The 15545-nt window shown below is 29.0% G+C and carries 13 protein-coding genes; 1 reads left to right on the top strand and 12 read right to left on the bottom strand.

Translation table 11 applies throughout. The annotated features are described in order from the left end of the window. Together P3X86_RS14490 and P3X86_RS14485 are read right to left on the bottom strand one after the other, a co-directional pair. Positions 1–1033 (bottom strand): hypothetical protein (locus P3X86_RS14490; protein WP_483293420.1); only part of this gene is annotated, 1033 nt, incomplete at its 3' end. A 208-nt stretch (positions 1034–1241) separates the two neighbouring features. Next, the gene (locus tag P3X86_RS14485; protein ID WP_483293419.1) at positions 1242–3794 is read right to left on the bottom strand and encodes an EAL domain-containing protein; all 2553 of its coding nucleotides are present in this window, start codon (positions 3792–3794) and stop codon (positions 1242–1244) included. A gap of 188 nt (positions 3795–3982) precedes the next feature. Between P3X86_RS14485 and P3X86_RS14480 the strand changes: the two genes are divergently transcribed. Next, positions 3983–4993 (top strand): SPL family radical SAM protein, encoded by a 1011-nt coding sequence (locus P3X86_RS14480; RefSeq protein WP_483293418.1) that lies wholly within the window; start codon positions 3983–3985, stop codon positions 4991–4993. Between the two features lies 1 nt (position 4994). Here P3X86_RS14480 and P3X86_RS14475 read toward each other — a convergent pair whose 3' ends face one another. The 10 genes from P3X86_RS14475 to cysK all read right to left on the bottom strand — a co-directional run bounded on the left by P3X86_RS14475 (position 4995) and on the right by cysK (position 15496). After that, positions 4995–5594, bottom strand: a complete 600-nt coding sequence (locus P3X86_RS14475) for a YdcF family protein (RefSeq protein ID WP_483293417.1) — start codon at positions 5592–5594, stop codon at positions 4995–4997. Positions 5595–5727: 133 nt separating this feature from the next. After that, positions 5728–6171 (bottom strand): DUF3795 domain-containing protein, encoded by a 444-nt coding sequence (locus tag P3X86_RS14470; RefSeq protein WP_483293416.1) that lies wholly within the window; start codon positions 6169–6171, stop codon positions 5728–5730. 79 nt (positions 6172–6250) lie between these two features. Continuing rightward, positions 6251–7039 (bottom strand): RNA polymerase sigma factor, encoded by a 789-nt coding sequence (locus P3X86_RS14465; protein ID WP_483293415.1) that lies wholly within the window; start codon positions 7037–7039, stop codon positions 6251–6253. Between the two features lie 26 nt (positions 7040–7065). Next, on the bottom strand, positions 7066–7803 hold the full coding sequence (gene truA, locus P3X86_RS14460; RefSeq protein WP_483293414.1) for a tRNA pseudouridine(38-40) synthase TruA: 738 nt from the start codon (positions 7801–7803) through the stop codon (positions 7066–7068). Positions 7804–8173: 370 nt separating this feature from the next. Then, positions 8174–10168 (bottom strand): FtsX-like permease family protein, encoded by a 1995-nt coding sequence (locus tag P3X86_RS14455; protein ID WP_483293430.1) that lies wholly within the window; start codon positions 10166–10168, stop codon positions 8174–8176. 10 nt (positions 10169–10178) lie between these two features. Beyond that, complete coding sequence (locus P3X86_RS14450) at positions 10179–10934, bottom strand: ABC transporter ATP-binding protein (protein ID WP_483293413.1); 756 nt, start codon at positions 10932–10934, stop codon at positions 10179–10181. A 97-nt stretch (positions 10935–11031) separates the two neighbouring features. Continuing rightward, on the bottom strand, positions 11032–12048 hold the full coding sequence (locus P3X86_RS14445) for a sensor histidine kinase (protein ID WP_483293412.1): 1017 nt from the start codon (positions 12046–12048) through the stop codon (positions 11032–11034). After that, the gene (locus P3X86_RS14440) at positions 12045–12719 is read right to left on the bottom strand and encodes a response regulator transcription factor (RefSeq protein WP_483293411.1); all 675 of its coding nucleotides are present in this window, start codon (positions 12717–12719) and stop codon (positions 12045–12047) included. Before P3X86_RS14440 ends, P3X86_RS14445 begins: the two co-directional genes overlap by 4 nt. Before the next feature lie 116 nt (positions 12720–12835). Further along, positions 12836–13855 carry a serine hydrolase domain-containing protein gene (locus P3X86_RS14435; protein WP_483293410.1) on the bottom strand — a complete coding sequence of 340 codons (1020 nt, stop codon included), beginning with the start codon at positions 13853–13855 and terminating at the stop codon, positions 12836–12838. A gap of 741 nt (positions 13856–14596) precedes the next feature. Beyond that, the gene (gene cysK / locus P3X86_RS14430; protein WP_483293409.1) at positions 14597–15496 is read right to left on the bottom strand and encodes a cysteine synthase A; all 900 of its coding nucleotides are present in this window, start codon (positions 15494–15496) and stop codon (positions 14597–14599) included. Positions 15497–15545: the final 49 nt, after the last annotated feature.

Raw genomic sequence — 15545 nt, 5'->3', positions numbered from 1 at the left:
TATTTAACTCAATTAACTGCTTCATGATTTTCTGTGCATTATCATAGTTACCTTCTTTTTCATCTTTTATCATTCTTTCGAATAATACTTTTGCTTTATTTCTTGTCTCTTGTGACAAATCTTTTTTAAATTCTTTTGCTATAAGGTCGAAAGTGTACTCATCTGTATTTCCTTCATATCTAGTTTCTACTTTGCCCTCTTGTTTTAAGTCTTTATTATCTTGTTTTGAGTTTTTATCTCCTGTAGTTTCTACTTTAGTTCCTTCATCAAATACACCTAACTCAATTAACTGCTTCATTATTTTCTGTGCATCATCATAGTTCCCTTCTCTTTCTAGTTTTATCATTTTTTCAAACAATACTTTTGCTTTATTTCTTGTCTCTTGTGATAAATCTTTTTTAAACTCTTTTGCTATAAGGTCGAAAGTGTACTCATCTGTGTTTCCTTCATATCTAGTTTCTACTTTACCCTCTTGTTTTATGTCTTTATTATCTTGTTTGGAGTTTTTGTCTCCTGTAGTTTCTACTTTAGCTCCTTCATCAAATACACCTAGTTCAACTAACTGCTTCATTATTTTCTGTGCATCATCATAGTTCCCTTCTCTTTCTAGTTTTATCATTTTTTCAAACAATACTTTTGCTTTATTTATTGTTTCTTGTGATAAATCTTTTTTTAACTCTTTTGCAAAATTGTCGAAATTGTACTCATATTTAGTTTCTACTTTACCCTTTTGTTTGGAGCCTTTATCTCCTGTATTTTCTACTTTTACTCCTTCATCAAATACACCTAACTCAGTTAACTGCTTCATGATTTTTTGTACATCATCATAGTTACCTTGTTTTTCTTGTTTTACCATTTTATTAAGCAATGCTTTTGCTTTATCTATTGTATCTTGTGACAAGTCTTTTTTAAATTCTTTTGAATAAACTTCTTTTCCTGTATTAAAGTTAGAACTTGCATATATTGAGGTAAACGGTGTAAGTGTAAGAGCTAATGCTACTGCTGATGTTATTATTGTCTTTTTAATTTTCATTTTTATTCCCTCCATTGATTTGATTTGTTTGTTTTGTTGATAGTTAAATTATAAAACCTAGATATGAAACTAATGTGAAAGCTATCTGAAAAAGATGTGTTTTTAATATTTAAATCTTTAAATCAAAAAAACACCAATACATACACTCTAAATAGTCATATTAGTGTTTTTAATCATTTGTATTAATATATAACTTAGCTTGTTTACATTAATTACAATATAATCTCAATGTTTCTTCTTCACTTAATGGTTTACTAAATAAAAATCCTTGAACCATATCACAATCATGCTTTTTTAGTATACTCAATTGCTCTTTAGTCTCAACTCCCTCTGCTATTACCCCTACTCCTTTGTAGTGGGCAATGTTTATCATGGCATCTATAAGATTTTGGCTATATGAACTTAAAGTTATATTATCTATAAAAGACTTGTCTATTTTAAGTATGTCAACTGGTAAATCTTTAAAATACTTTAACGATGAATACCCTGTCCCAAAGTCATCTAATGCAATTGCAAAACCATAGTCTGCCAATCTGTTAATTACTGTAGTTCCTTTTTCTATAGATTCTATCAATATTGTTTCTGTCATTTCAAGACATATCTGCATAGGTGATAGCCCTGCCTTCTCAACTATTTCGATAGTTCTTTCATAAAAATCATTATGCATTAGCTGTGTAGCAGAAATATTAACAGATACTTTTATTTTATCTTTTCTTTTTTCATTGATTTTTTTTGCAAAAGCACAAGCTTCTTTTAGCACTAATTCTCCTATCTCTATCATCAAGCCCAGTTCTTCAGCATTAGTAATAAGCTTAAATGGTGAAACATATCCATGTTCTTTGCTATTCCATCGAATCAATGCTTCAAATCCGATAACTTCCTTTGTTTTACAATTAATATATGGTTGGAAATTAAGATAGAATTCTTGTTTTTTAGTTGCCTTTTTGATAGCTTCTTGAAGATACATCTTTTCCTCAATTAGTTCATTCATGGTTTCTTCATAAAATACATGTTTATTCTTGCCAGAATTTTTAGCCTCATAAAGTGCCAAATCAGCTTTTTTTACAAGCTCCCCTCTACAATTTCCATTGTAAGGGTATAAAGATATACCTGTGCTTACTGTAAGAAATAATGATGTAGTTTTTATAACAACTTCTTCATCAAATATTGTATGGATAACTTCTATTATATAAATTATATTTCCAATATCATCTTGATTCTTAATCATTATCAAGAACTCATCCCCACCAAATCTACCTATACAAGTATGCTCATTTTCATAAGCTTTTAACTTATCTCCAACTATTTTTAATACTCTATCTCCCATGTCATGACCATAAGTATCATTTATATTCTTAAAATTATCTACGTCTAAAAACACAATAGCTGTTATGCCTTTATGTTTTTCTTTGCATATTTCACTATCTATAAGCTGAAATATAGAAAATCTGTTATGTAACCCTGTTACCATATCTGTATAAACAAGTTCATGTATTTTCTCATCCTGTATTCTTATTTCATCTATTGAAGCTATTAATTCTTCATTTGTTGCTACAAGTTCTTCATTTATTTCCATCAAGTCTTCTTTGCTACTTAAAAGCTCTTTCTCAGATTTTTTTCTTTTTGCTATATTTACTTGCAAGAACATAATTAGACTAAATTGAAACAATAAAATAATTATCACTATTAGTATATACTTGAAATACTGCTTAAAAAAAGGTATTTCTTTATTAATGAATATAGTACCTTCTGGCAATAAATCTGCATCAAATTTATATTTTTTTAGTATTGCATAATCAAAGACATACTTATTTGGACTGTCTTTAATATAATTAATCTTCGATATGTCCTTACCTTTAAATACCTGCTTAACAATAGAAGCTGCCACACTGCCCTGTTCTATATGAGATATGACTTTACCTCCTAATAACCCATCTCCAATGCCATAATAGTAATTATGATAAACAGGTTGATTGCAGAACTCTAGTATGTACTCTACTGATTTATCAAATGAAAGATGCAAATTATTCTTATCAGTGTTTATTGTTAACAGCAACACAATATCTTCATCACTCAATTTACCAAGCTCTATACCAAATTCTCTGTAAGACAAATTAGTTAAGCTAAGACTCTTAAAATTCAAATCTTTAAATTTACCCTTTTCGTTATAGTATTCTTTTAACATAGCTTGTCCCGTCTCTGTATTATCTGTCAACGCTATTATGTTTTTTCCTTTTGAGTTCAACTTTTTAGCTATGTCAATGGTTTCTTTTATTGAAATAGATTCTATTACTCCTGTTATATAGGGACTTTTACTTAATCTCTCAGCTTTTTGATAATCACCGATACCCATAAAAACTATAGGCGTTTTATAAAATAGTTCTCTCTGATGCTTATATGCAAAATTTAAGGCATTGTCATCTCCAACAATAATTGCATCATATTTAGGTAAATTTAGAATCTTATATTTTAAATTATCATAAAAATTCTTTAAATTTTCTTTAGTGTAAAGCCTTTTCGTATCCATAAACTCAATATCTAATTCTATATTTTCACCTTCAAATTGAGATTTTATGCCCTTTACTTGATGATCAAATGTTATAAAACTTGGTGAGTAAGAGCTTATAAGTAACACTCTTTTTGGTTTTTCGCTGGTATAAATTGACCGTGCAGTACTTAAACTACAAAAAAATATATTCATTAATATTATTAATAATAAAACTAAAGAAATTCTTCTTCTGATGTTTCTATATTGATTCATAAAGCCCCCCTGCTAATATTTTTGTAAACTCTTCTCTTTAGAACAATATACAATTTACATTATATTTCTAAATTATGCATTTTTCAACGAATCTTTTCTATTTTAGTAGTTTTAATATGTATCTGTTATATAAATAAAAGTATATTTTTCTATCTTATACCTAAAATAATAAAAAGGTGGTGACATTTATGGTAAAATTTATTCCTAGTAAAGTATTATATCAAGAAGATATTTTAAAGTACAAGCTAGGTAAAGAACTCTATTCTAAATATAAAAACATGAATATAGAAATGGTATCTATTAAAAAACATCACGATATTGATTTTATAAAAGACGCACCTGATTACAAATTTGTTGAATTCAAAAAATACCTTGTACTTGGTATAAGGAAAAGCTTAAGGCTAATGCCAAATAATCGTTCAGCAGATTTTATTGTGCCTTTTACCTCTTCTGGTTGTAGCGCTATGTGTACGTATTGTTATTTAGTATGTAATTTTTTCAAAGGATCTTATTTGAGAGTGTTTGTCAATAGAGATGAAATGATGCAATCAGTAAAAAAGAAAATAAAGCAAGTTAATCAATTAAAAACGTACGAGATTGGCTCTACAAGTGACATGGTGTTAGAAAACACAATTACAGGAAATCTTAAATGGGCAATTGAGCAGTTTGGAAAACTTGAAAATGCAAAATGTACATTTGCTACTAAATTTTCTATGGTTGATGATTTATTAGATGCTAATCATAATGGTAACACTCAAATGAGGATAAGTGTCAATCCAGATTTCATTATCAGAAAAATTGAAATAGGTACTTCGAGTTTAATAGACAGAATAAATGCTGCAAATAAAATGCATAGAGCAGGCTACAAAATAGGTGTAAATATTGCGCCTATTATACTTTTAGATAACTGGCAATCTATGTATAAAGAACTTTTTTTACTTCTAGCAAATAAACTAGATGAAGATTTAAAAAACAACCTTTTTTTTGAGCTAATATTTATGACTTTTGGCTATGCTAACATGACTATCAATCAGGCAGCATTAAAAGGCGTAATAGATGTATTTGATAAGAATATAATGAGACCAAAAGGTAGAGGCAAATATTGTTATCATGTTGATATCAGAGAAAAAGCCAGTGAATATTTCAAGGACATGATACACACATACTTCCCAAAAGCAACAATAAGTTATATTGTATAATCTAGTTAAATAACATACACACCTTATAACCAATATAAAGCACTACCTCTCTAGCTAGAAAGTTAATCTTACTCTTTACGCTCTTATACCTAGTGGTTGGTGTTGGTGAAGAATAAGCAATTAATCCTTTGTCTTTAGCCATAGTTATAGCTCTTTTCATATGTAATGGATCACTGACTATAATAATATCATTCATTTTATTTTCTTTGATTATTTTTAGGCAGTATTCAATATTTTCCTCAGTTATAGTAGAATAGGCTTCTATATATATGTCATTAACATCTACGCCATTCTTTAATGCATATTGTTTTGCAACAAAAGCCTCTGAGTATTGTTTGTTTACTCCTTTTCCTCCAGTAAATATTATTTTATGAGCATATCCATTTTTATATAGCCATATTCCGTGATTAATTCTCTCTTCGAAAACTGGTGAAGGCTCATCTCCCCATATTGAAGCCCCTAAAACCATCACAGCATCTGCTTTAACGACTTCTGTTCTGTTACCATAAGTATATATGCTTATAGATATATAAGAAAAGTATACTATAAAGCATATAAGTACACCTATCATCAATTTTTTGTGTCTTATAATTCTATACATACTATTCTCCTTAATTGAAATATTCACTTAATTATAACACATATATATTTATATGACTTTGTCCATCAACCTAAGGGAGCACTATGGAGTGCTCCCTTGGAATATTTAAATATACTTAATTTATAATGAACTATTAGTATCTAGGTTTACTCTTAACAGCCTTATAAAATGCTTGGACTCCATTTTGCTTCATTTCATCGTTATTGTCTTTCCATTTGTTGTAAAGACCATTATTGTTATTATTTTTATCACAGGGATATTTATCACATTGAAAACAAAAATCAACTTTTTCCTCTTTGTGACAGTCTTTTACCTTACATGCATTATTTAAAGCGTATCCTTCTCTGCATCCTTTGCATTCACCACTAGAAAAATGCTCTAATATTTGTATAAAATCATTATATTTCTTAAATAATGGCATAAAATCCTCTATCCTCTTTGCCATATTCTCAAAGTTAGCTAGATTTTCTTTTAGTCCTCTACTTAGTTTAGCTACATTACCTTTGCTATAAGAAACACATCTAAAGCAATCAATGCCGCAAGGTGCTAATTCTTTTTTAATTTTGTCATAACTCATCTTAAGTCCTCCTTATATTGTAGTGGATTTATTCCCTTATATATAAAGATGCAAACTTAACAGAAGAGTTGCGTTTAATTTATATTTTTTTATTCTTATCATCTATTATTTTTATAATATTATTGTACCATTCTTGAGGTGGTTTTTTTTCTGGCATATTATTGTACAAATATGCTATCTTTCTTCTAACTTCCTCATCAAATACATAGTTGGATTCCTTATAGTCTAATTTTGTTACCAGTTTGTTTTTTAAAACCTTATTTTTAATATCATTTCTATGCTCTGCAAAATCTATCCACGCCTTACAATTACAAGGATTATCTACTTTTATTAAGTTACATCTCCTACTAAAAAAATCATCCAAATTCATTCTAGCTCTGTGTAGTAGCGCTTTTACGGCTGACCTAGATATTCCTAAAATTTCAGCAACTTCCTGCATTTTGAGCCCAAACATATCTATTAGAGAAAAAGTTATTCTTTGGTTAATAGTTAATCTTCTAACCATTGCTAGGAAACAACCATTTTGAATATCTTTTATTGTCTCATCTACAATTACTTCATCCTCAGGTGATGGCTCTCTAGAGCTTATTTTAATAGATTGCCCTTCTTTGTTAAGACTTGCTAATTCATCATATGAGAGTTCTATTTTCCCCTTTTGTTTTCTAACTCTCATGAGAAAATTATTAAGGCAAATCTTTCTTAACCAATATTTACTTGCTTGCTCATTTTTAAGACTCTTTATATTTTTATAAGCATTCAGATATGTTTCTTGCAGTAACTCCTGTGCAACATGTGGATTACAAGATAGTTTTAGTGCGTAGTTATATATATATGTAGAATGTTCCTTGTATAGTTTTTCAAATTCCAAAACAAAACCTCCAATCTAACTACACTCTAGTATATCACCTCTTTAAGACATAATCCTTGTGCAGGTGCTGTGATCCCTGCATTTGCACGAATTTTACCATTTAATATGTTAGGTATCACACTTTCCTTTTTTTCTCCTAATCCTATTTCTATAAGCGTACCTGTGATAATCCTAATCATTTTATGTAAGAAGCCGTTACCATGATATATTATGTCTATTTGATTATGCTCTTTATTTATATCTATAGAATATATTTCTCTTACTGTAGATTTTTTCTTAGATTTCATTGCTGTAAAAGCTTTAAAATCAAATTCTCCTATCAGATATTTAGTCGCTTTTTTCATCTCTTTGATATCAAGGTGTTTACTTACTTGATAAGTATATTTTCTATTAAATACTGTTGGTACGTAGCTGTTGTGTATACTATAAATATATTTTTTGCTTAATGCATTGTACCTTGCATGAAATCTTTCTCCTGCTTCGCTAACGTTTTTTATAACAATATCTGTTGGAAGATAGTGATTGCAATAGTCTCTAATTTCATCAAGCTTAACTGTACTATTTGTGTGGAAGTTTGCTACTTGACCTATAGCGTGAACTCCAGCATCAGTTCTTCCTGAACCTATTATTTGTATGTCTTCTTTAGTCATTTTCATTAAGACATCTTCTATTTTTTGTTGTATAGTATTATCACTATCAGATAGTCTTTGCCACCCTCTATACCTTGCACCATCATATTGTATGATCATTTTGATATTTCTCATAGTTTATCCTCTTTTCTATTATTATCTTATACGAAAATTTAAAATAACAATAACTTCTAGTATTATTCTATACCATCCAAAGCCTTTAAAGCTATGTTTTTTAATGTAATCTAACAAAAATTTTATTGTTATAATTATTAAAGCTATTGCTACTACTCGATAATTATAAAAAAGCTCATCTATCTTATCATCATATAAAGTACCTATTACACATGCTGGAACACACGCTACCATTATTTTAATAAATATATCTTTCTTGATTGTAACTATCTTATTTGTCGAAAATTTTATTAAAAATGGAAACAGTCTTTTATAGTATAAAGAACTACCCCATTATCACTACTAGCTGTTTGCCTTTATCTTTAGTATATTATCTAGATTTTATTATCTTAGTGTATTGTCCCTTAGTGATGAGATAAAACAATCCATATACTGCTCCATATAAACAGTACATTGCTAAAGATGAAAGCATAACGCTTAAATAGGTATTTTTTGAATAAACTATTTGATGAAAAATTACGGTATTAGCTGACCTCATTGCAAATACACTATGAACTATACCTATAATCAACGGCATAAAGAAAACTGGCTTTATCCTTTTAGCTATTAATTTTCTCTCCATATCTTCATCTATCCCTAGCTTTGAAAGCATTTTATACTGATGTGCGTCTTCTTTAGCTGCCATTATTTGTTTGAAATACAGTAAACTTGCTGTCATGAATATAAATACTATACCCATGAAAAATCCAATAAAACATATTAGGCCAAACGTTTGTAAATCGTTAATATAATTATTGTATATTAGTCTATATCCACTTGCTTTTTTAAGTGCATTATTTAGCTCTTTATTTAGCTTTGTCGATGATAATGGTTTTTCATATTTTATCACTGTAGCTTTGTCTATAACATTACCTTCTTGTGTTTTATTTGATATTTCACCGCTAGCAAGAAGTTCTTTAAAGTCTTCGTCATTTAAAATAAGTATATTATCCAGACCAAAACCAAATATACCACTTTGGATATTACCAACAATTTCAAGTTGCTTATTCTTATATGATATGAGCTTATTAGTTAAATCTTCGCTTTCACTATGGTTTAAAGACATAGCTCCTCTTGATATTAGTATAACCTCACCTTTATTAAGACTTAGTTGTTTATATTCGTTATCACTATATCTACTAAGAAGGATTGCTTTGTTATAAGTGCTCTCTGTGTATACTCTAAAAGGTGTATCTTTCTTTAGAGTATACCTCTGTATTTTTCCATTGTCAGGTGTATTAGAGTTAAAAACTATTTTAGGATATGTTACAAATCTATCTATAGTTATCTCACCTAACATTTCATTATTATGTCTTTTTAATAACTCCATCACTTCTTCTTTTACGCTGTTATTACTCTCATAAAAATACATATCAAAACCATTAACCTTATAACAACTACGCTCAACGTTATAATAAAGTGTAAAAGCAGATGCTATAGCTGTGGTTGCAACTGCTGAAAGTATAGCTATCGAAGACATCACGCTACTTATCGTTCTCATCTTGTGTGATAGTGAAGATGTTGATATCAACTTTAATCCATTACTATAATTTCTCTTATTTTTCTTGATTATATTGAGGACTTTAGGTAATCCACTCCAAAAAAATAAATAAGTTCCTATGATTACTAGTATCAATATGGGTATTGAATGTTTTACTAAATAATATGTATCGGAATTACAAGCCATAAAATAGCCATAAGCTATTAGTGCTAATCCTACTATTAGCATTATATATGATCCCTTGGATTTTTTCTCTGACATCTTATGAGCTTTGAACAAATCAACCAATTGAAACTTATTGATGACTCTCATTCCAAATAAACTCATAACAGCAAATATAAATAAATAAATAACAGTAGTATATAAAATAGATCTAAATCCTATTGCAAATGTAATATTAGTAGTTATCTCTGGCAATGTTATTGTTAGTAGTATCATTACCATAAGCTTTGAAAACACCACTCCAGTTGTTATACCTATAATTAAGGATGTTACTCCTACGATAAATGTCTCTATCGTCAGCATCAATCCAATATCCATATTTGTCATACCAAATAATGCAAATGTAGAGATTTCTTTTTTCCTAGCTTTTATAAAACTATTGTTAGAGCTAATTAAAAATTCTACTGCAAATACTAAAATTATTACCGTAAAGACCGGCATAAGTGTTTTGAATCCAATAAATTCTCTAAATGAATTATATACAAATTTATTATCTTTTATAGCAAGTAATGTATAAGTAGAAAAAACACAAACACTAAGCGCTATAACATACATGATATAATTTGATATATCTCTCTTTACATTTGAAAGTGCTAATTTCACTAGTTTCAAATTATTCACCCCCAATAATGCTCATTACATCAATTATTGAATCAAAGAACTCTTTTTTATCTTCACCAGAGTATAGCTCGTTATATATTTCTCCATCTCTTATAAACATAACCTTCTGACAATAGCTTGCTGCAAAAACATCATGTGTTACCATGAGTATAGTTGAATTATACTGCACATTTATATGTTCTAATAGCTTTAATAAACTCTTGCTAGATTTAGAATCAAGATTACCTGTAGGCTCATCAGCTAATATAATACTTGGATCTGTTATTAATGCTCTAGCAGCACTTGCTCTTTGTTGCTCTCCACCTGAAACTTCATAAGGGTATTTATCTGATACACTACTTAGCCCTAAGTCATTTATTATTTTATCCGCTTTTGAGTTAATAAATTCTTTATCACATCCCTTTAATGAGAGTGGTAAAATGATGTTCTCTTTTAGCGTCATAGTCTCTAATAAATTATAGTCTTGAAATATAAAACCTATGTTTTCTCTTCTGTGTTTTGCTAATAGTTTTTTCTTTAGGTTGGTTATATCATTTCCATTTATAATCAATTTTCCACTAGTTGGTTTATCAATACTTCCAATTATATTTAGTAATGTAGTTTTACCTGACCCAGAAGGCCCCATTATACCTACAAACTCTCCCTTATCTATGTCAAAACTTATATCCTTTATAACTTTATATTTTTTTAGACTTCTTTTACTACTATATGTCTTGCTCACATTGCTTACTTCTAATATATTAGACATATATTCACCTCCATATGATTAACGGTTAACCTATAATAATCATACTACTTTAACAGAGTTATTTGAATTGATTCATCTTACATTTTCTAATTCAAACTTACATTTTTGTAATATCATAAATTACATCACTCTTTTTATATATAAGGTTAAACTGTACATAGCCTGAACAAACTGGTTCCACAGTTATTTTATGACCTAATATATCACATATTTTCTTTGATAAATACATTCCATAACCCGTTGATTTTAGACCATTTCTATCTTTAGATGATGTATAACCTTTATTAAAGATTTGATTAATATCTTTTGAAGCTATACCACTACTTGTATTCTTTATACTAATAACTATTTCTTTATCATTTTTAATTGTATCAATAGTTATCTTACCACCTACTGGTGTATATTTTACAGCATTAGAAATTATCTCAGATATAATGTATCCACTCCATTTCTTGTCTGTTAAAACAGTCTCATATTTTTGAGAAAACTCAATGTTTATTTTTTTATAGCTAAAAAATCTGGAGTACTCTTTGAGAGCATTTTTAATCATCTCTAAAGTACTAGCTTCCTCAACTACATAGTCTTCTATAAAAGCATCTGACTTTATATGAAAGAATACTTTCTTAGTCTTTTCTTCAATATTTTTTATTTCAGTATCTAAGATAGGGTATAGTTTACTATTTATCGTTTCTTCATTGTTTTCTAATATCAGTTGCAATGCAGCTATAGGTACCTTAACATCATGTATCCACCTGGTTATAAACTCTAATTGTTGTGCTGATTGGGTTCTTATTTTATTTTTGTACGTTTCATGTTCACTAATTAACTCCTGTACTTCGCTAACTATCATGTTATCTAGCGCATAAAATGAGTAGTATTCTCTTGCGTTAGAAACTCCTGACAATATCCTTTTATATCTCATTTTTAATATGCTATAATCTACAATAGTGAAAAGAACTAATAATATAATAATTAAAAAACTTAAGTATTCGGCGTTTGATTCATTCATAGAAATCTTATTATCAAATTTAAAAACTGCAAATACAATAAATATGGCTATAAAAATAAAGGTATAAAAAGTCCATCTCTCTTTCAAGTAGTCAGTAAACTTCATACTATCCTATACCCCTCTCCTTTTACTGTTTCTATAATGTCATGACACTGTATCTCATTTAGCTTTTTTCTTAGCCTATTTATGTTTACTGTCAGAGTATTGTCATCAACAAAATTTTCATCATCCCATAACGCTTTTATTAAGCGATATCTAGGTAATATCTTATTAGCATTTCTAATTAATAAAGCTAATATTTTACATTCATTATTTGTAAGCTTAGCGCTTTTATCCTTAGAATAAACTGTATTTGTTTCTATGTTAAGTATAACCTCTCTATGCTGTAGTGTATTTAAGCTGTCGTCACTATAAGAATATGCTCTTCTTAACATTGCATGTACTTTAGCAATCAATATATCTAAAGAAAAGGGCTTTTGTAAATAATCATCTCCACCTTGAGACATAGCTCTTATTTTATCATTGTCTGTATCTCTTGATGAAATAAATATTATTGGTATATTTGAAAGTTCTCTTATTTTCCCACACCAATAAAACCCATCATAATACTCTAGGTTGATATCTAGCAAGATTAAATGAGGTTTTTGTTTAGTAAAATCGGCTAATATATTTTTAAAGTCTTTTACAACATACGGTACATAACCCCACTTAAGTAGACTTTCACTTATTATATTTGCTATTGTCATATCGTCTTCTATAATCATTATTTTATACATATTACTTACTCCTTTAAAAATATTTATAAACTTTCTCCAAGCAAAAAAGAGCAATGCTAATAGCTTTTTAGGTTAAACCATCTATCACTGCTCTTTTTATCTCTTAGTTTTTTCTTTTAAAACTGCAAGCTAGATATCTCTCTTAATATAGGCCATGCTCCGTCTTCAGTATTAGAAATAACAGTATATATTATATCTTTATCTCTTACTATAGCTGATTTAAAAGACACTCCAGCATCGCATCCCTCCATATATTCTTCTGTTATATCATCATCTTTGTATATCCATATACCATGTCCATAATATGTCTTACCCTCTGGCTTTGTTCTTATATGAGGTTTAACATATAACTCTGTTAATTCTTTAGATAGTATTTGGTAGCTAAGTAATGCATCCCACAATTTATAAATATCCACTATTGTAGTAAATGCACCTCCATCTCCTCCACCTACTATCGGAAGATTATACACATTTGTTCTCCAACCTTCGTCATCTTTAATATATCCTATTGCAGTGTTTTCTGGTAGTCTATTCATTGCATAAAAGCCTGAGTCTTTCATACCGATTGCTTCAAATATATGTTTTCTTACATATTCACTATATGACATCCCTGATACCTCAGCAATAATAGCCGCAAGAAGCACAAATCCACTATTGTTGTACGCAAATTTTTCTCCTGTAGTAAACTTCATAGTCTCATCTGGAAACAGTGGAAAATAGTCTTTTGGTTCTTTTAACTTATACCAAGGTATATCTAAAAAGAAGTTATTAAAATCCTCAATAACAGATTCATCAAGGTAATCAGGTATCCCAGATGTATGAGTCAATAAGTCTCTAATAGTTACATCTTTAGAATACAGCTTGAAATCATACTTAATGATATCAAATAACTTCGTATCTAGTGAAATTTTACCTTGCTCTATTAGTTTACCAATAGCTAGTGCTGTAAAAGTTTTCGTACCAGATGCAATACCAAACTTAGTATTTATATTATTCTTTATTTTATTGCTTCTATCCCTATATCCTGCTGCAGTTTCGTATATAATTTTACCTTGTTTCCTTATGGAAACAACTCCCGAAAATTCCTTTTCCTTTATCAAAGCATCTACTCTGCTCTTTATTGTTGTTTTAGTCATAAAATTAGTCTCCCTTCGTATGAATCTTATATTTGTGTTGTTTATGATATATGAGTTAGCAATTAAAGATTCATGTAAAGACCACCTCCAATAGTATTACTAAATAACATTAATAACTTATTAACTTTTGTCTTAATATACCATACTAAAGAAGACTTTTTTATACTCAAGTCAACAATCAATGATTTTTCTATTTTTTTCAATGTACCATAAATTATTAATATATGTCAATATATTATTTATTTGAGTTTCCCCTTTTTTTCTTGAGTTGATTTTTATTGGACATAAAATGAAATAGTATTATCCACAGATTTCAATTTTTTGTATAAAAATAAGAAGAATTACTCAAATACTTGTTATAATAAAGTTCCACAACAAAATCAAACAAGGAGAGTTTTGCTGATGTCTTATTATACAAGATTTCATACAATACTAAATCCCTAATTATAAATTTCTGTGAAAATATTTCTGAAGGGATATCTAAACCCAATTTTAAGTTCCTTCTTTACATGATGGTTGAAATAATTTCATCAAAATCAGTTTTATTATCTGATATAGCTCGTAAGCTTTATGAGCATATCTTATTGAAGAAAACTATTGACCGCCTTTCTATTTGTCTTAAAAACTTTACTCAGTCTGAATTCAATATTTCACTAGACATCGAGAGTCGAATCCTACTGCATGTGTATTTAAAAAGGGTAAAAGCATTGTTAAATCAAGCTTTTTACCCTTTTAAATTTTTTATATTAGCCCTACACTAAAATATCTCTCTGCTCTATCTGGCAATATTGTAGCTATACGCGCATTTGGATACTTTTCAGCTACTTTCATAGCAGCCCATACGTTAGCACCAGCTGATATTCCAACTAAACACCCCATTATTCTAGCTAACCTTTGTGATTCCTTAAAAGCATTATCATCAGAAACCTCAATAATATCATCTATCTTTGATGTATCCAGTATTTCTGGTATAAAACCATCTCCAATACCTTGTATTTTATGAAAACCAAATTTATGCCCCTTTAACACAGAAACACTTTTAGGTTCTACAGCAATAATTTTACACTCATCATTCTTTTCTTTAAGATATTTTCCTATTCCGGCTATTGTTCCCCCACTCCCTATTCCGGATAAGAATATATCAATGTTACCAGACATCTGATTATAGAGCTCTTTTGCAGTGGTATTATAATGAGATAATGGATTATTGGGATTACTAAATTGATTTGGCACAAATACATTTGAATTATTCTTTTTTTGATACTCTACTTCATCAACAGCACCCTGCACACTCTTGTCAACAGGAGTTAATATTAGTTCAGCACCTAATGCCTTTATTATTTTCTTACGCTCTTCACTCATGTTTTCCGGCATCACTATTATAACTCTATAACCTTTTTGGACACCTACTAAAGATATTCCTATACCAGTATTACCTGATGTAGGTTCCATTATAGTCATTCCAGGCTTAAGTATACCCTCTTTTTCTGCCTGCTCAATCATAAACTTGGCTATTCTATCCTTTATACTTCCCCCAGGATTTAAAAATTCTGCTTTCGCGAATATTTGTGATTTAGTCAATTTTTGCAAAGATATCAATGGTGTATTACCAATAATATCAATAATATTGTTTACAATCATAATTACCTCCATTTTTTAGTGTTTTAAATCTATATATAAGTATCGCTAG

The organism is Abyssisolibacter sp. ZYX002 (assembly GCF_056892235.1).
This window is presented reverse-complemented; position numbering and strand designations above follow the sequence as displayed.

Excerpts from the sequence above, each read along its gene's own strand:
- P3X86_RS14485 (WP_483293419.1), bottom strand. The coding sequence starts at position 3,794 with ATGAATCAATATAGAAACATCAGAAGAAGAATTTCTTTAGTTTTATTA.
- P3X86_RS14480 (WP_483293418.1), top strand. The coding sequence starts at position 3,983 with ATGGTAAAATTTATTCCTAGTAAAGTATTATATCAAGAAGATATTTTA.
- P3X86_RS14475 (WP_483293417.1), bottom strand. The coding sequence starts at position 5,594 with ATGTATAGAATTATAAGACACAAAAAATTGATGATAGGTGTACTTATA.
- P3X86_RS14470 (WP_483293416.1), bottom strand. The coding sequence starts at position 6,171 with ATGAGTTATGACAAAATTAAAAAAGAATTAGCACCTTGCGGCATTGAT.
- truA (WP_483293414.1), bottom strand. The coding sequence starts at position 7,803 with ATGAGAAATATCAAAATGATCATACAATATGATGGTGCAAGGTATAGA.
- P3X86_RS14450 (WP_483293413.1), bottom strand. The coding sequence starts at position 10,934 with ATGTCTAATATATTAGAAGTAAGCAATGTGAGCAAGACATATAGTAGT.
- P3X86_RS14445 (WP_483293412.1), bottom strand. The coding sequence starts at position 12,048 with ATGAAGTTTACTGACTACTTGAAAGAGAGATGGACTTTTTATACCTTT.
- P3X86_RS14440 (WP_483293411.1), bottom strand. The coding sequence starts at position 12,719 with ATGTATAAAATAATGATTATAGAAGACGATATGACAATAGCAAATATA.
- P3X86_RS14435 (WP_483293410.1), bottom strand. The coding sequence starts at position 13,855 with ATGACTAAAACAACAATAAAGAGCAGAGTAGATGCTTTGATAAAGGAA.
- cysK (WP_483293409.1), bottom strand. The coding sequence starts at position 15,496 with ATGATTGTAAACAATATTATTGATATTATTGGTAATACACCATTGATA.